Source organism: Cytobacillus sp. T106, assembly GCF_040492155.1.
Lineage (GTDB): Bacteria > Bacillota > Bacilli > Bacillales > Cytobacillaceae > Bacillus_AB > Bacillus_AB infantis.
In genome coordinates, this window is the sequence record NZ_JBEUMK010000017.1 from 35016 (window position 1) to 51740 (window position 16725).

Annotated in this window: 14 protein-coding genes and 1 riboswitch; of the genes, 5 read left to right on the top strand and 9 right to left on the bottom strand. The window is 47.2% G+C overall.

Annotated features, from left to right (window positions below):
- Window positions 1–42: 42 nt before the first annotated feature.
- The 6 genes from ABU165_RS21665 to proV all read right to left on the bottom strand — a co-directional run bounded on the left by ABU165_RS21665 (window position 43) and on the right by proV (window position 6734).
- A complete protein-coding gene (locus tag ABU165_RS21665) occupies window positions 43–882 on the bottom strand; it encodes a transporter substrate-binding domain-containing protein (RefSeq protein WP_318060942.1) in 840 nt (279 codons plus the stop codon).
- 102 nt (window positions 883–984) lie between these two features.
- Window positions 985–1168: riboswitch (Lysine riboswitch) on the bottom strand.
- Between the two features lie 82 nt (window positions 1169–1250).
- Window positions 1251–1937, bottom strand: a complete 687-nt coding sequence (locus tag ABU165_RS21670; protein WP_101548535.1) for a DUF2711 domain-containing protein — start codon at window positions 1935–1937, stop codon at window positions 1251–1253.
- A gap of 140 nt (window positions 1938–2077) precedes the next feature.
- A complete protein-coding gene (locus ABU165_RS21675; protein WP_224948556.1) occupies window positions 2078–3484 on the bottom strand; it encodes a right-handed parallel beta-helix repeat-containing protein in 1407 nt (468 codons plus the stop codon).
- 287 nt (window positions 3485–3771) lie between these two features.
- Window positions 3772–4662 carry a glycine betaine ABC transporter substrate-binding protein gene (locus ABU165_RS21680; protein ID WP_009794666.1) on the bottom strand — a complete coding sequence of 297 codons (891 nt, stop codon included), beginning with the start codon at window positions 4660–4662 and terminating at the stop codon, window positions 3772–3774.
- Window positions 4663–4677: 15 nt separating this feature from the next.
- Window positions 4678–5511, bottom strand: coding sequence for an ABC transporter permease (locus ABU165_RS21685; RefSeq protein WP_009794667.1), 834 nt, complete (start codon window positions 5509–5511; stop codon window positions 4678–4680).
- Window positions 5508–6734, bottom strand: a complete 1227-nt coding sequence (gene proV / locus ABU165_RS21690; RefSeq protein ID WP_009794668.1) for a glycine betaine/L-proline ABC transporter ATP-binding protein ProV — start codon at window positions 6732–6734, stop codon at window positions 5508–5510. The genes ABU165_RS21685 and proV overlap by 4 nt, the downstream gene beginning before the upstream one ends.
- Before the next feature lie 311 nt (window positions 6735–7045).
- On the opposite strand from proV, the gene ABU165_RS21695 reads away from it, so the two are divergent.
- Window positions 7046–7591: a GbsR/MarR family transcriptional regulator gene (locus ABU165_RS21695; protein WP_009794669.1), complete on the top strand. Its 546-nt coding sequence runs from the start codon at window positions 7046–7048 to the stop codon at window positions 7589–7591.
- 81 nt (window positions 7592–7672) lie between these two features.
- Here ABU165_RS21695 and ABU165_RS21700 read toward each other — a convergent pair whose 3' ends face one another.
- Complete coding sequence (locus tag ABU165_RS21700; RefSeq protein ID WP_318060941.1) at window positions 7673–9064, bottom strand: hypothetical protein; 1392 nt, start codon at window positions 9062–9064, stop codon at window positions 7673–7675.
- 246 nt (window positions 9065–9310) lie between these two features.
- Window positions 9311–10702, bottom strand: coding sequence for a DUF1565 domain-containing protein (locus tag ABU165_RS21705; RefSeq protein WP_318060940.1), 1392 nt, complete (start codon window positions 10700–10702; stop codon window positions 9311–9313).
- A 404-nt stretch (window positions 10703–11106) separates the two neighbouring features.
- Here ABU165_RS21705 and ABU165_RS21710 point away from each other — a divergent pair, with 404 nt between their 5' ends.
- The 4 genes from ABU165_RS21710 to ABU165_RS21725 are packed head-to-tail and all read left to right on the top strand — an operon-like array spanning window position 11107 to window position 15056.
- Window positions 11107–12174, top strand: a complete 1068-nt coding sequence (locus ABU165_RS21710; RefSeq protein WP_009794673.1) for an iron-siderophore ABC transporter substrate-binding protein — start codon at window positions 11107–11109, stop codon at window positions 12172–12174.
- Window position 12175: 1 nt separating this feature from the next.
- Complete coding sequence (locus ABU165_RS21715) at window positions 12176–13210, top strand: FecCD family ABC transporter permease (protein ID WP_009794674.1); 1035 nt, start codon at window positions 12176–12178, stop codon at window positions 13208–13210.
- Complete coding sequence (locus ABU165_RS21720; RefSeq protein ID WP_094767812.1) at window positions 13207–14238, top strand: FecCD family ABC transporter permease; 1032 nt, start codon at window positions 13207–13209, stop codon at window positions 14236–14238. The genes ABU165_RS21715 and ABU165_RS21720 overlap by 4 nt, the downstream gene beginning before the upstream one ends.
- Window positions 14238–15056 carry an ABC transporter ATP-binding protein gene (locus ABU165_RS21725; protein ID WP_094767811.1) on the top strand — a complete coding sequence of 273 codons (819 nt, stop codon included), beginning with the start codon at window positions 14238–14240 and terminating at the stop codon, window positions 15054–15056. The genes ABU165_RS21720 and ABU165_RS21725 overlap by 1 nt, the downstream gene beginning before the upstream one ends.
- 100 nt (window positions 15057–15156) lie before the next feature.
- On the opposite strand, the gene ABU165_RS21730 is transcribed toward ABU165_RS21725, so the two are convergent.
- A complete protein-coding gene (locus ABU165_RS21730; protein WP_318060939.1) occupies window positions 15157–16551 on the bottom strand; it encodes a sugar porter family MFS transporter in 1395 nt (464 codons plus the stop codon).
- Between the last annotated feature and the right edge of the window lie 174 nt (window positions 16552–16725).

The window sequence follows — 16725 nt, forward strand, 5'->3', positions numbered from 1 at the left end:
CATAAAACCGACTGTAAGCTTACAGCCGGCTCTATGCGTTTCTTATTGTGCTGCTGGTTGGTTCTGGATGGCTTCATCCATGATAGTGGTACGCTCTTCTTCTGAAATGCCTTTTAAAATCTCGTTGATTTTCTCTGTGAGTTCACTGCCCTTTTCAAGCCCGACAGCGATTGCTGTATCATCTTCGGAAGTTTCGAATCCTTCCTCAAAATCAACCATCGCAAAATTGTCATTGGCAGCAGAAGCACTGACTGCCTCAGGACGCTCAGACACGTATCCATCAATGATTCCGGATTCCAATGCAACCCTCATCGCAGGGAAATTGTCCATCGCTGTTTCTTTGGACACACCATCGATCTGGTCAATCACGGAATAGTGGAATGTATTCAATTGAGCTGTGATTTTAGCTCCGTTAAAGTCATTGAGGCTAGTCGCGTTTTCGTATTTTCCGCCTTTTTTCACGACCATAACTAGCTGGGAGTTATAGTAGTTCTCAGAGAAATCGATCGTCTCTTTGCGCTCTGCCGTTGGCGACATCCCCGCAATGATGGCATCGATCTTGCCTGACGTCAGCGCCGGCACAAGGCCATCCCATTCTGTCTTAACGATTTCTAATTCCTTGCCAAGCCCGTCAGCGATCTTCTTTGCAATTTCAACATCATAGCCGCCCGCATATTCAGCAGAGCCTTTGATTTTTACACCGCCATTGGAATCATCTTTCTGCGTCCAGTTGAACGGAGCGTAGCCTGCCTCCAGGCCAACCTTGAACGTACCACTTTCCGATGACCCTGAATCTGAACCTGAACTTGTGCTTGATCCGCAGCCGGCCAGCAAAAGGACTGCCGAAAGCATACCCGCTAAAAATAATGAAGCTTTTTTCATGTTTTCTCCCCCTATATTTGTATGATGAGAACAAAATAAAAACGACCTAAGATTAACTTAGGTCGTTATATACATATGCCCATAAGTCCTCTTTTTTTCCCTAAATGAGATAGCACAACTCAATAAGCCGGGAAGCCCATTGAGACAGTCCTGCAGCTCTTAACTGCAGACCCAGCAGGCAATACTGAGATATATGTGCCCGCTTCGGCGATATTTCCTTCTCCCTAGCATCATCGCTTCTCAAGCTCCGCTAAAGACTGTTAAACACCGCGCCTCTACCTCACTGGTAAAGTGAGGTCTTATTTAATTTTCTCTAATAGTCTACAACTATATAAATAATCTGTCAATCCTTCGTCCTGGGCACTATGTCAGGTATGATTTTCCTGGAGGTACCAATTCAAGCAGGTATTATTGCCGCAGATGATAGCTTCCCATTTGCTGGACCGGATGATGTGCTCTATATCAGTCTCTTTGGCCAGAAACAGTGTGATGAAAGAATCTATTACACTCATAAAAGCGTAATCCATCTGCTGATCGGTGATGATCAGCTCCGCATTTGAAAGCCCGAGAATCCCTAAAGGAGCAGCTTCCTTTAACGGCATGGAACCTTCTGTCAACGGGATGGGGCTGGAATAATAAATGCTTTCCGCCTGCTTTGACCCAAGAACATTCAACAGACTCCCCAACAGAAATACAGATGTCTGGTCCTCTGGCGGCAAATAAAGGTCCGGATCCATATAATTATCCAGAGCTTCGGCTAAATCCTTCCGTGCATACTCTTTCCTCAATCCCACAATCGCCGTCTGCAAGGCGAGTGCCAGTTCATCAAGTGAATTCAGCCCGCTGTCCTTCATCACCTTTTGCCATGGTACAGGCTGGCCTTTTTCCAGGGCCTCTTCTCCACTTAAAAAAACGTCCTCTGAATCAGGCTGTGCCGCTGTCCAGCCGGCAGGCATCCTGACAAAGGGATGAAGCAGGATCGCACAGGACTTGAACGGTGCCGGGAGCTGTCCGAGAATTGGGGAACAGTGATCCAGCCATAAGTAATTTAACATAGACTGCCACCTCGCTTTTATTCGTTCACTTATTAAACGAAGGAGCGAGGAAAAGGTAACACAAAATGGTGACAGGCCGGGGGGACAGGTCCCTTGGCCCAAACGGGCCAGAGGACCTGTCCCCCCGGCTCAATTTTTCCTTAGCTGAACCTGGTCAATTCATTATTTACCAGGCTCAGCTTTCCGGCCAGCTGGCCATCGGGGTCCAGTCCCCAGACAGAAATCAGGACTCTGTCACTGGAAGGGAAGAACCTGAGTTCAAATAAATCAAAGTTGGCATAATAGGTTCTTGTGATGGTGGAGCCCGGTGAGCTTTCCGGCGCAAGCGGGTTCAGCTCCAGCACATAGAGATTCTGGGTGTCAGTCAGATAATAGCCCTCGATCCTGACCGTTTCTTCCGTGTCACTGACGTTCTCAATTACAACATACAGCTGGCTAATCGGCCGGCCTGCTGAGGGCAGGTTGGCAATCGGCCCGGTAGTAACGAACGGCACTCCAGGCGGCACCCGCAGGAAAGGAATGAACTCAACCGGGCCCGGCCCTCCGATGTCATCCCCGCCAGGTGTGTTCGGCCCGGCAGGTCCCCAGTAATTGTTTTCCGCATTGACAGTTACAGCAGAGGCGTTGAATAACCCCCACTCTTCATTGCCGCTGAATGTATTTAGCTGAATCACTGGCGGTGTCACTGCAGTAGCCTCGACGAAGATGCCAATTCTGTTTTCTAGAATCTCGTTCCTTGTCACCACTTGTTCTGCCGGGCTTCCGAGCCTCATTCCGGCATCAGTGGCCCCTTTAACGGCATTTTCCGCGATTTCTACCCGGCCTCTTACTTCCGGGCTTGTCGCGATGCCTCTCTTCACATTGGCAGCACCTCCCTCAGGTGCCTCAATTCTATTCCCCCGTACAAGGACATTTGCCGTTTCTCTTTTCACAGCGACCGCAGTACTTTCTTCACTCAGGGCTTGAATATTGTAAACCCGGTTACCCTCAAGGGTTACGTCATTGGCAAGCTGCTGCTGAGAGGTGCCCTCAATAGAAATGCCAATGGCCGGTGCAGAGGCACTCGCATGCCTGATCTCAGAGATTTCATTATCAGCTGCCCGAAGCCTTTCTATCGCACTCGTCCTGATTCCATATGTCCCTTCAATTGCCTGCCGGGCCGGTGTTCCAATTTCCCTGATGATGTTTCCGCGAATCTCCACATCACTCGGCGCAACAGCCTGGTCTATTAATCGGGTCCTGACTCCAACAGCTTCCGCGGAACCGCTGTAAAGCGGATTTGTGATCGTAAAGCCCTCAAGAACCACATTGGCTGCAGAAATCTCCACCACAATATTACGCTCTTCTTCACTGTTTCCATTCAAAAACGTCACTTCAGGCCCTCCACTGGATCTTACTGTCAGCGGTTTATCAATCCTGATAAGTGTCGGACCTGTAATATCTGGTTCCTCATAGGTACCAGGGTTCACAGTAATAATATCTCCAGGCTCAGCTCCATCAATAAAATCCTGAATGCGCTGGCCCGGATTTACGATGAATTCAGTCATAATATTTCATCCTCCTTCCTTATAAAATATGCAAGGAGAGGGGGAGTGCTTGGACAAGGCACTATTAATTGCTTGTCTGTTAAAGAGTGCGACTGTAAAAACGGGTTCTGGTCCGACTGCTATTGCTAGAAAAAGAGACATATCCAGGGATATGCCTCTATTATGTACATCCACTTTCAATCCGTTAAATTTCCATTGCATTTTGCACGTAAAGCAGCTGAACCCCTCAAACTTCTAAAGTGGCGCAGACAGAAAAAGAGCCGGGATCATCCCCGGCTCTCGCCTCATTAATCTAAGTCTTCGATTGAATCAGCTTCCACGTAAGAAGGAACGACAAGTCCTGTTTTCGCGCCTTCAAGGTTTTCACCAAGGCGTTCCATATCGTCGCCATACTGATCAAGATAGTCTTTATGTGTCAGCGGCAGCCAGCCGGAAACGGTCGCATCTGCGTCGCCATTGGCCACAGCTGTAAACATTGGGCCTGCATCCAATTGAACCATTTCCACATTATAGCCGATGCTTTCGAGCACTTTCGCTACTACATTGGTGCTTGCAATCTCAGAATCCCACGCCACATAAGAAAGTGAGATATCTTCCCCGCTTACTTCCTCTGCGCCGTTTGTCCACTCGGCTACTTTATCGCTATTGTCTTTCACCCATGTGTCAGCAGCTTCGGCAGGATCTGTCCCTTCCTGGATTGCAACCATGACTTCACCGATATCATCATTTGTCCAGAAAAATTGGTCAAGCACTTTGTAAGCACTTGGCTGGTCTTCTTCCAGGCCTTTGCGTGTGAAGGTTTCGATTTTCTCTGCTTCACCGTAGATCCCTTTAGGGTCTTCCAGATATTTCAGATCATACTTAGCGAACATCCAGTGCGGCGTCCAGCCAGTTACGATGATAGGCTCTTCATCTTTGATGGCGTTGTCCAGCTCAGCAGCCATAGCAGCCGAAGAAGACTCAACCAGTGTATAGTCTTCCAGATTATCATACTCTTCCAATGCTTTATTGGTTGCCGACATGATTCCGGCACCAGGCTCGATGCCAGTGATTTTGTAATCCACTCCATCACCGATCGTGCTGCCTTCCTCTGAATCTTGAGAATCATTTCCGCAGGCAGCCAATCCGACAGACAATGCAAGGATTGAAGCCAACCCGGCCATACGCAATTTTTTCATTGTGATACTTCCCCCTTAGTTTTTAGTGATTCTTATATTTTGAGAAATCCGGTCAAGCACGATCGCCAGGATGACGATGGCGAGACCAGCTTCAAAACCTGTACCGACTTTCAGCTGGGTCACGGCACGGTACACATCTGCACCCAGTCCCGGCGCACCTACAAGGGATGCGATAACAACCATGGATAGAGCAAGCATGATGCTTTGGTTGATTCCGGCCATGATGGTGTTCATTGCCAATGGCAGCTGAACCTTGAATAACTTCTGGCTTGGCGTTGAGCCAAATGCGTCAGATGCTTCTACAAGATCCTCCGGCACCTGGCGAATTCCGAGATTGGTCAATCGGATCGTTGGCGGCATCGAGAAGATGACGGAAGCAATGATACCTGGTACGACCCCGATCCCAAAGAAAATGATGGCCGGGATCAAATATACAAAGGCCGGCATCGTCTGCATAAAGTCAAGGATCGGCGTAAGGATGCTTTGCGCACGGTCGCTTTGTGAAATCCAGATTCCAATAGGAATTCCTATGATGATCGATATAATGACCGATGCCAGGACAAGGGCAAGCGTATCGATCGTGCCATCCCAATAGCCGAGATTATCAATCAGCAATAAACCTATAGCGGTAAATAATGCTATCGTCCAGCGGCTTACCCACCAGGCCAAGCCTGCAAATATCAAAATCAGCAGCAGTGCCGGTATCGATTCCAATACCATGACAAAGAATTCAACAACTGCTCCGATTCCATCTGTCAGGATGTCAAAGAACGGGCCCAGAATGTCTTTGATCCAGCTGACCGCACTATCTACCCAGCTGGCTAACGGAAGCTTCGGCAAAAATGTCATATGCTTTCCACCTCATTTCCCTGAACATCTGCATTAAGATCAGACTCCAGCCCTGCAAGTGCACCAAGTACAGCGCCCCTTACAATGACTCCCTTGAGCCGTCCTTCCTCATTGATGACAGGCAGCGGAAGTACAGCCGTAGCCACCTGCTCGAACAAGTCTACGAGAAGGGTCTCCGGTTTAATGGAATCGAGATCAGTAATGAGGATCTCTTCTAGGGTCTGCTGGTTCTTGACGGCAGCTGAAGCAGCTTCGATTGTGACGGTGCCGAGGAGCTTCTGCTTGCTGTCAACTACGAACAGATGGGATATCCCTTCATTTTTCATGACCTTCACAGCCACACGCGGACCGCGGTCGATGCGCACCATTTCAGGGCGTTTCATGACATGCTCTGCCGTTAGGACCTTCGAGAGGTCAACATCCTCAACAAACCGCTCCACATATTCATTGGCAGGGTTTGTCATGATTTCTTCAGGCGTACCGATCTGGACGATGTTCCCATCCTTCATCAGAGCAATTCGGTCGCCGATGCGGAGAGCTTCATCAAGATCATGGGTGATGAAAACGATCGTTTTCTCCATCTTTTCCTGCAGTTCAAGCAATTCGTTCTGCATATCTTTGCGGATCAATGGATCGAGCGCACTGAACGCTTCATCCATCAGCAGGATGTCAGGGTCGTTCGCAAGGGCACGGGCCAGGCCGACACGCTGCTGCATACCGCCGCTCAGTTCGCTCGGATAGCTGTTTTCATATCCTTTAAGGCCGACAAGCTCTAATGACTCCATTGCCTTCTGTCTGCATGCGGACTTTTCTGCTCCTTGGATTTCAAGGCCGTATTCAGTATTTTCGAGAACAGTTCGGTGAGGGAATAATGCGAAGCGCTGGAATACCATGCTCAGTTTCTTCCGTCTTACTTCCCGCAGCTCTTGGGGGTTGAGCTTAACGATGTTCTTTCCATCAATATGTACTTCTCCATCGGTTGGGTCGATCAGCCGATTCAGCATCCGGACCAATGTGGATTTTCCGCTCCCGGATAATCCCATAATGACGAATATCTCCCCGGCATACACATCGAAGCTCGCTTTATTGACACCGACAGTCATTCCAGTCTTTTCAAGTATCTCCCGCTTTGATTTCCCCTCATTCAGGAGTCTGACTCCCTGATGGGGCGATTTACCAAAGACTTTCGTAACGTTTTGGACGCTTATTTTCTTTTCAGCCATAAATCCACCTCTAAACTTTGTTTATACATGACGATTTCTGTCGAATCGAACTGTTTTTCCAGCGTACTTAAAAAGTATAAGGGACTTTAGTTGCATACAAAAAACCTATAAATCCATCAAATTCCATCAATAAAGTACGTACAGTTTGAACTGTACGTACTAAATTATCTTATTCTTAGATTTCTTCTGATATGCTCCCTTTTCCTCAACTTGCATTTACTTTACTTTAGTGGGTTCAAACTTTAAAATGAATCAAGATGAATGGATTAGCATAATTATCCTCTCATTTGTGACTAGAATGGTGGTGTATCATGCATAACGAAGAATTGGTCGCACAGGCACGGGAGAGAGTCATTGAATCTGTCGCGAGAAACATGCATTTATACGGAGTTCCCGCCTCTATCGGGCGTATCTATGGAACCCTCTATTTTGAAAATAAACCTATGACATTGGATGAATTGAAGGAAGAGCTCGAAATGAGCAAAACCAGTATGTCCACTGGTGTCAGGACCCTGCTGGAATTAAATATGGTTGAAAAGGTCTGGCGAAAAGGAGAAAGAAAAGATTTATACCAGGTCAAAGGGGATTGGTACCAGAATTTCATCGATCGCTTTTGTACGCAATGGAGAAAAGGAACCCAGATGAACCTGGATGCCTCGCTTAGATCACTTAAGGACCTCGAAGAAGTCCTATCACATACAGAAGATGATGAAACGGTAAAGAAAGCCGAAAACCATCTTCAAAAGATCACTTACGCCATTGAATACTATACCTGGCTCAACAAAGTCATCGATCTTTTTGAATCAAGGGAGATCTTTGAACTGACAAAGTCTGAGGATGAAAAAAAGGAAGAGTAGATGCTCTCCAAAAAGGTGCCTGCCCCCTGATGGGGCAGGCACCTTTTTGGATTAGGGGATCAGCGGCAGGCACTGGCTGGTTCAAGCCCTTTTCTGGAGCTGGATACACAGCTGGCGATAGGCATCTGATTCGTAGTCCATCCCTTTTTCATGGTAGGTTTTCGCCAGCCATTGCAGAGGTCTCGGATCAGCGGGCTTCAGCTCCATTTCCCAGCTGAAGCATTCAACCGCTTTATCCAGCTGGCTCAGTTCAAAATACAGCTCCCCAAGCTGCTGCATATCATCGGGATCTTCATAAAGCTTTTGCATCATATCAATTTTTTCAACTATCGCCAGCTTCTTATTCTTGTCTTTTAATGGCTTCAGCCAATTTTGGATATATGGCAGCTCATGAGTATTCAGCAGCGATATGACAAACTTTTTAAGGAGCTTGTCAGCTTTTTCAGGGAATCTGCTGATATATCGCTTGATGAGGGGATACAGCAGTTCAGGCTGGACAGGCTGAGTGTCCGGCTCCCACTCTTCCAGCATTTCCCCAACGGCATATATCTGAGAATCTTCCAGCTGAAAAGCATTGGTTTTCATCAGTTTGAAAACTTTATCAGCAGCATGGTTTTGTATATATTTTTCTAATAGATCCTTTTGCAATGGAAGGAAGGCAGGCAATTGAAAAGATAAGGACTCTTGAATGTGGAGGGAATCTATTTCTGTATGCTGAGCTAGCAATCTTAAAAGATGGGCATAGCAGTCAGGTGAAGGTGACGCTATGAGTTTTTGTATGGATAAGGCGATGAGGTCCATCCAGCGGGACTCTTTTTCCAGCCGGTCAATAAGCTGCTGGAAGCATACTTCGTCCTCCCTCTGGGAATAGAGTGTTTTTTCTGCAAAGATGGGATCTTTGGCAAACAGTTTCTCAGGCTTTTCACTGTACTGCCAGGCATATTTACTGAAGATCATATCATTGCTATGCGAAACAGCCAGACTCGTTTTTGGGGCAAACTCCATGATCAGGCGGATCATCTGATAGCCTGAAAAATAGTCTCCATTGCGGCGGTATTCATAATAGACGGATTTAATTTCATTGAACAGATCCCTTTTGGGTATCAGTGATTCGAAAAAGGTAAGAATAAATGACTTTTCCTGGGGGGTGTATTGCCTTTCCAGCTTTTTTAGCAGCTGCTTAAAGCTGATGCATTGGCAAGGTTGATTAGAAGAAAGCAGTATTTTGATAAGCGGGTGGGGACTTTCGAAGACTATGCCTTTTTTAAAGGCGTGCTCAATGTAAGAATGGCGGCGGAGTTTCGTGGTTTTCACCGCTGTCAGGAAATGATATTTATAAAAGATAAGATAATAAACTTCATTCTTTTCACTGAACGCTTCAATTATCTGACCTTGCAGATAGAATGCTGCCCGCTCCGCTTTTAGACTGATCTGTTTTTTATGATCATAAAGCAAGAATTGATCCTGTCTCATTTCAAATCCCCCCTTATTTCTGCTGTAAACAATAACTGATCTGTATAAAATAACCCTCTATCAGTATTTTAGCATACGGAAGCGCCACACCCTAACTTCGGGTTCTGGCATACAAGTTTCTTCTCCCAAGGCTGGAGTCACATTGCCAGGTGCCCGCTGCCATTTTCCGGGCCGCATCTGATGATTGGTCATTGCATAGATGCTAAGTGCTGCTTGGAAGCAAAATAAAAAACCTGCAGTGCAGGCCTATTTTTCCAGACGGAAGTCTTTCTTTCCTTCATCTATAAATTCCGGTTTTTGAAACACACTATTGCCGTCCTGCCGGCTTTTCTTTTGATATTCACTGAATCCGGAGATCTCTTTTTCTTCCCAGATCCAACGTGCTTTCTTTTCCCCGCCGCTAACATAATACATATTATGGTTGATGCTGTTGCCTTCACTTTTCCTGAAAGGGCTGCTGATCAAAAGTCCCGATTCACCCGCAACCATGATATTATTCTTGATTGTATTATGTTTAGTATTGTATTGAATGAGCACTTGCCCGCCGTCCTGATATTCCCTGTCATTCTTATACAGTACATTATCAGTAATGCTGGATTCAACCGTATTGCCTCTTTCCTCGTCATACCCGCCTATGGCAATGCCGGCACTTCTATTTTCAAAGATTATATTTTTGCGGATACTTATCCCGCTTGTCGACTTCCCTTTATGTTCACTGGCTGCTTCGATGCCGATATCATTCTGATAGACCCGGTTCTCCTCAATTGTTATATCCTTTCCTCCATCCACATAAATGCCGCCGGCTGTGTAATGGGGGCCATATGCAGGGTTGCCGTAGCTCGATATCCCGCAGACGGTATTATGGCTGACAAGTCCATTCCTGGCCTGGTCATAAGCCTCCCGGGGCGATGTTCCTTCATATCCGATCATATCAATTCCGATGTTATTACTCTGCCTGACGATATTTTTGGTCACTTTAAAATGGCTCACATTCCCGTTTAATACAATTGCTTCACTCCAGCCAAGCTTTAAGTCCTCTACGAGGTTCCCCGTGATCTCTATATCTTCAACTGCTTCCGGCGCCTTTGTTCCATAGACTGCAATCCCGTGGGCATTGCCGTTTTCATGTAGCGTCTCAATATGGTGAACATGATTCCGCAAAATCCGGATACCCTTTCCGCTGCCGCTGACAGAGATGCCGATCGGCACCAAATCTTCTTCCGCTGTTTTATAGTTTCTGACTTCAAACCCGTCAATCGTAATATAACTTTTATTATGGATGGATATCAGACCTTGGTTGTCCCCGTTTGCCTTAAGGCTTGTTCCATCCAATACTGCTTTCTCTTTTTTATATGACTTAATCATAATAGGCGCATTCTTGGATCCGGATTCCCTGATAACAACCTGCTCCTTATAAATACCTTCTCTAACATAAACGACAGTTCCCGGCTCTGCTGAATCAGCTGCCTTTTGTATGTTTTTTAAAGGCTTTTGCTTGCTTCCCGAATTTTTGTCGCTGCCGTCCGGCGACACATATAGAACTTTTTTCGGGGAAGTCCCTGTCTCCATTTCATTGATGAACATTACGATGGCAAAAAAAACCAGGATCAGCACCAGCCCTGCAATCCACTTATTCAATACTATTTCACTCCCGTCAGCTTCACTCCAGCCAGTCCCTTTTTAAGAAGAGGCATGGCAGCCTAGAAAATCAGCCTATTGCTATTTTCATCCTGCTTCATAATATCGGCAAAAACCTCATCCATTTCAATAGAAATTAAGCATAAACCGCCGGCTGCCGCTTTATGCAGCCCTTCATCATAACTAGAAGCCCAACAGCGCATGCTATGGGTGCAAGCTGCCTTTTGAAAAATCCTAAAAGCACAGCAAAGTCACAGGATCCTGAATCAACTGTGCCTGCTATACAATGTTCCTCCCAGTTTTCTGAATTCTAAATATTCTATTGACATCATCATCCATACCATATAAATTAATGATAGTGATAATTATTATCAATTACGTTCAGAGAAGGAAGGAAAAACAAGATGAATGCCAAACGAAGATTTTCTATTTTTACAACATTCCTGATCGCTTTGCTGACTTTTGCATTAGCTGGCTGTTCAGATGATCAATCAAATGGAAACTCAGAATCTGCCGGGAATTCCAACACAGATAAGGCTGAATCCGAAGAAGCTTCTGCTGAGTATCCAATCGTAATCAAACATGCTTTTGGCGAAACTACTATAGAAGAAAAACCTGAGCGCGTTGCTACGATTGCATGGTCGAACCATGACGTCGCTCTTGCTCTAGGCGTGGTGCCTGTAGGCTTCTCTGCTGCAAACTATGGTGTTCAGGATGACAGCGGGATGCTGCCTTGGACAGCGGATGCACTGAAAGAACTTGATGCCGATACCCCTGTTATTTTTCAGGATACTGACGGCCTTGATTTCGAAGCCATTGCTGATGTAAGCCCGGATGTGATCCTTGCCGCATACTCAGGCATCACTCAGGAAGAATATGATACACTAAGCGAAATTGCCCCAGTTGTTGCCTATCAGACAAGCCCTTGGGTGGCCTCATGGCGCGAGCAAGTAACCTATAATTCAATGGGCTTGGGCATGGAAGAAGAAGGCAAGCAGCTGATTGCCGATACAGAAAAACTGATTGCAGATAAAGTGAGCGAACATCCGGAGGTCAAAGGGAAGAAGGCTGCATTCGTAAGCTTTGATGCTTCTGATTTGTCCAAGTTTTATATCTACTCTCCAGCAGATCCGCGCGGTGCATTCCTTTCTGAGCTGGAGATGGAATATCCTGAAAGTCTCACAAGCCAAATGACTGATCCAAACAGCTTCTATATCGAAGTAAGTGCTGAAAATGCAGATATGCTGAACGATGCTGAAATTATCGTATCTTATGGAAATGATGAAACTCTTGCAGCCCTGCAGGCTGATCCTATCCTTGGAAAAATCCCTGCAGTAGAAAGAGGCTCTGTTGTCATCATCGGAGATAACACTCCGCTTGCAGCAGCAGGTACACCGAGCCCGCTCTCGATTGAATATTCCATTGACGAGTATCTGACATTGCTTTCAGAAGCTGCAGGCAAAGTTCAGTAAAATGAATCATACTTCCGTTTCAGAAAATAAGCAGCTGCATCTGCCGAAGCATTTCATCATGGTGCTGGTCCTTTCTATGGTCCTGCTCGGCTTATGCGTATTGGCTTCACTTGCTTTTGGATCCCGCATTGTGGGATGGAATGATCTGATGGACGGCTTATTCCATCCGGAAGCAGAGAGCCATGGAGCAAATGTGGTGCGCCAAAGAATTGCCAGGACTGTATTCAGCTTAATGTGCGGAGCGGCATTAGGAGTTTCCGGTGCCCTCATGCAGTCGGTCACCCGCAATCCAATTGCAGACCCAAGCATATTGGGAGTCAACACAGGGGCAGCCTTATTCGTTGTCTGCGGAATTTCCTTTTTGGATATAGGCAGTGCTGGCCAGTATATCTGGCTTGCATTGGCTGGTGCATTCATAACTGCCATTTTTGTATTCGGAATTGGTTCAATGGGGAGTGGCGGTGCCACGCCCCTTAAGCTCGTTTTAGCGGGTGCTGCCACAAGTGCTGCGTTATCATCCCTTGTGATGGCGGTTATGATTCCCCGCTCCAACGTGATGGATCAGTTCAGATTCTGGCAGGTGGGCAGTGTTGGGGCAGGAAATTGGAACTCTGTCTCCATTTTCATACCCTTTCTTATTATTGGACTGCTGATTGCCGTCTTTACAGCTCCAGGACTGAATGCACTGGCACTAGGTGATGAAGCCGCCAAGGGGCTGGGAGTCCGGACAGGAACCCTCAGGCTTTCCGCTGCCTTTGGCGGCGTCCTTTTATGCGGCGCGGCGACAGCGCTGGCAGGCCCCATCGGCTTTATCGGCCTGTTGGCCACACACCTGATCCGGCTCGTCATCGGCCCGGATCTGCGGTTTGTCATCCCGATGTCTGCTCTTTCAGGCGCAGCCATCTTAACCATAGCAGATGTGTGCGGCCGGGTACTGGGAAGTCCGGGAGAGCTTGAAGTCGGTGTTGTTACAGCCTTTATCGGGGCTCCTATATTGATCTTAATTACTATGAAAGCGAAAATGCGTGCGTTATGATGAATGAATCCATGAATCTTATTATGATGGGCAGACTAAAGAGACGACGCCGGTTTGTCCTTGTCACTTCGCTTCTTGCCATGATCGCCTTCTCCCTCTGCGGGACCATGCTTATGCTGGGAAACACGATTTATCCTGTTTCAGATGTCATCAGCGTGCTGATGGGCGAAAAAGTAAAAGGCGCTTCATTTGCAGTGGGCACCATACGCTTCCCGAGAATGATTGCAGGTGTTTTTACAGGGTTTGCTTTTGGCGCTGCGGGACATGTCTTCCAAACGATGCTCCGCAATCCCCTGGCAAACCCGAATGTGATCGGCATAACAGCCGGATCCAGCGCCGCTGCGGTTTTTTGCATTACCGTCCTCCACGCGAGCGATACCTTAGTTTCCATCGCATCCATTATCGGCGGGCTTACTGCAGTGGCTGTTATTTTTCTATTATCAAAAGGTTCTTCTTTCTCAATAGGCAGATTAATCCTGATCGGGATCGGCATCCAGGCCATGCTTGATGCTGCCGTATCCTACTTATTGCTGATTGGCCAGCAGAATGACCTCCCTGCTGCCATGAGATGGCTGACCGGGAGCCTGAACGGGGCGAAAATGGAAGATCTTTATCCGCTCATGATTACAGTCCTGATCTTTGCCCCCATCATCATGATGCTCGGGAAAAGGCTGGATATGCTGGAACTTGGGGAACAGGCAGCCACCTCACTCGGGGTAGATACCAATAAGACGCGATTGATGCTCATCATCAGTTCAGTGCTGATCATTGCATTAGCTACCGCGGCCACAGGACCGATCGCATTCATCGCGTTCCTTTCCGGGCCCATTGCCAAGAGGCTGGTGGGGGTTGGATTCTCTAGCATCGTCCCGGCAGGCCTTGTCGGCATCATTTTAGTACTGGCAGGAGACCTTATCGGACAGTTCGCATTCGATGCTAGATATCCTGTAGGTGTGATCACAGGCATTATCGGTGCCCCATATTTGATCTACCTGCTGATCCGAATGAATCGAAAGGGTGATTTATAATGAAACCGACACATGATTTCCGGGCTGAAGGAGTCACTGCCGGATATGATCAGAAAACCATCCTGCATGATATAAGCATCAGCATTCCCAGCAGCCAAATAAGCATCATCATCGGTGCCAACGGCTGCGGTAAATCGACCCTGCTCAAAACAATGGCAAGGCTGATCAAACCTGATTCCGGGCAGGTTACCCTGGGAGGTAAGCCCATTCATAAAATTCCGCCAAAACAGCTGGCCCGGGTCCTCGGGCTTCTTCCTCAAACACCGATTGTTCCTGAGGGAATAACGGTTGCAGACCTGGTTGGACGCGGAAGATTCCCGCACCAGTCTTTTCTGAAAGGCTGGACTAAGAAGGATTATGAAGCTGTTGCTGAAGCAATGGAGCTGATGAAGATCACTGAATTTGCCGACCGCCATATCGATGAACTCTCAGGCGGCCAAAGACAGCGTGTCTGGATTGCCATGGCGCTGGCACAGCAGACTGACATCCTGTTCCTGGATGAGCCGACAACCTACTTGGATATCACCTACCAGGTCGAGATCCTCGACCTGCTGACAGACCTTAACCGGAAGCACGGAACGACAATCGTCATGGTCCTTCATGATATCAACCTGTCTGCCCGTTATGCAGACCATATTTTTGCTCTCGATAAAGGAAAGCTTGTGGCAGAGGGAGCGCCATCAGAGGTTATTACAAGCAAATTGATCGAAGATATTTTCGGCCTTCACTGTACGGTTGTAGAAGACCCTGTTGCAGGATGCCCATCTGTAGTGCCTATAGGGCGCCATCATGTAAAAAGGGAATTTTCCCTGGCTTAAATACGGCTTTGTTCAAGCAGAAAAAGGAAAGAGGCAAGCCCAATGCGGCTTGCCTCTTTCCTTTTGAATGGGTTCAGAACCCACTCTATCACTCTTTCATTTACGCACTTTTTTCAGCATTCAGTTTATTTTCCCCGATTTTCTCGATTTCTTCCAGGCTGCGCCCGCGGGTTTCAGGGACGCATGTCCGGATAAATACTACCCCGAGGATACAAATGATGCCGAAGATGGCAAACACAGCTTCCTGGGCCATATTAGCGGTCATGATCGGGAATAGAAGCCCAACCAGGAAAGAACCGATCCAGTTGAAGGATGAAGCCAGTCCGGAAGCACGCCCGCGGATGGCAAGCGGGAAGATTTCCCCGACGATGACCCAAGTTAAAGGGGCCCATGTGAATGAATATAACGCTACATAGATACTCAAGAAAACAACCATCATCATCGGATCTGCATTAGGAAGCAGGACATTCAAAACAGCCGGCAATATAAATGAGAGCCCCATGATGGTTCCGCCTGCTGTCAGTAAGGTGCGGCGATTGAATTTGTCGGCAATCAGCAGGAATACCAATGAACCCAGAACAAGGATGACCCCTTGGATGATCGGCCACATCAATGCAGAGCTGGCTGCGTGCCCTGTAGCGTTTTCCACAATTAAAGGTATGTAATAAAAAATGGCATTAGCACCCTGGAATTGCTGGAAAGCAGCCACACCCACACCGGCAATCAATAAATACCGGTATTTATTGCTGAAAAGTGTGCCCCATGATGCTTTTTGGCTGGCCTTTCTTTCCTCTTTGGCCGCGTCCTGAATATGCTTGATTTCAGTATCAATCTCTTGTTTATTAACCCGGATATAGCTCAGCACCCTGCGGGCTTCATCCAGCTTATTATTCTTGATTAAAAAACGCGGTGATTCTGGAAGCTTTAACATTCCGAAAAATAGGATGACAGCCGGGATGGCAGCTAAGCCAAGCATTAACCGCCAGGCCATTGTTTCCGGCAGATCCTTCAGCAGGTAATCTACTATATACGAAAGCAGCATTCCAGATACGATCATCGTTTGATTGATTCCTGACAATCGTCCGCGCAGGCGTGCCGGGGCCATTTCTGACATATAGGCCGGGACCAGTGCGGAAGCAGCACCAACTGCCAGGCCCAATAATACCCGGGCAACAATCAAAAAGAGAATCCCATCATGCGGGGCGATTCCTGATAAGATGGAGCCAGCCACAAAAATTACAGCCGATATCAGGATCATTTTGCGCCGTCCTAAGCGGTCGGAAAGCTGTCCGGCCAGCGCACCCCCAAAAATAGCTCCTAACATGACTGAAGAAGTAATCCAGCCTATAGCGCCAGCTTCATTCTGAAGGTTCCAATCACTTTGCAGAAAAGGCAGTGCTCCTGTCATGACACCGATATCATAACCAAAGAGAATGCCGGCAAATGCTCCAAAAAAGTAAATGAAGCCGCTTGAGATTTTCTTTTCATTCCCCATTCCAGTTCCTCCTCAAGGTTGTCTCTCACTGTTGAAAATACGAATGGCAACTAGACCAAGTGCAAGGCTCAGAAACATTTTCCCATGCATTATGCAACGTCCTTTATATATTTAAATGCTTGTCCGAAAGCATGATTACGCTTACATTAAAGGCCAGAGACTCATGCGTGATCG

Coding starts and splice junctions, on each gene's coding strand:
- ABU165_RS21665 (WP_318060942.1), bottom strand. CDS start 882: ATGAAAAAAGCTTCATTATTTTTAGCGGGTATGCTTTCGGCAGTCCTT.
- ABU165_RS21670 (WP_101548535.1), bottom strand. CDS start 1,937: ATGTTAAATTACTTATGGCTGGATCACTGTTCCCCAATTCTCGGACAG.
- ABU165_RS21675 (WP_224948556.1), bottom strand. CDS start 3,484: ATGACTGAATTCATCGTAAATCCGGGCCAGCGCATTCAGGATTTTATT.
- ABU165_RS21680 (WP_009794666.1), bottom strand. CDS start 4,662: ATGAAAAAATTGCGTATGGCCGGGTTGGCTTCAATCCTTGCATTGTCT.
- ABU165_RS21685 (WP_009794667.1), bottom strand. CDS start 5,511: ATGACATTTTTGCCGAAGCTTCCGTTAGCCAGCTGGGTAGATAGTGCG.
- proV (WP_009794668.1), bottom strand. CDS start 6,734: ATGGCTGAAAAGAAAATAAGCGTCCAAAACGTTACGAAAGTCTTTGGT.
- ABU165_RS21695 (WP_009794669.1), top strand. CDS start 7,046: ATGCATAACGAAGAATTGGTCGCACAGGCACGGGAGAGAGTCATTGAA.
- ABU165_RS21700 (WP_318060941.1), bottom strand. CDS start 9,064: ATGAGACAGGATCAATTCTTGCTTTATGATCATAAAAAACAGATCAGT.
- ABU165_RS21710 (WP_009794673.1), top strand. CDS start 11,107: ATGAATGCCAAACGAAGATTTTCTATTTTTACAACATTCCTGATCGCT.
- ABU165_RS21715 (WP_009794674.1), top strand. CDS start 12,176: ATGAATCATACTTCCGTTTCAGAAAATAAGCAGCTGCATCTGCCGAAG.
- ABU165_RS21720 (WP_094767812.1), top strand. CDS start 13,207: ATGATGAATGAATCCATGAATCTTATTATGATGGGCAGACTAAAGAGA.
- ABU165_RS21725 (WP_094767811.1), top strand. CDS start 14,238: ATGAAACCGACACATGATTTCCGGGCTGAAGGAGTCACTGCCGGATAT.
- ABU165_RS21730 (WP_318060939.1), bottom strand. CDS start 16,551: ATGGGGAATGAAAAGAAAATCTCAAGCGGCTTCATTTACTTTTTTGGA.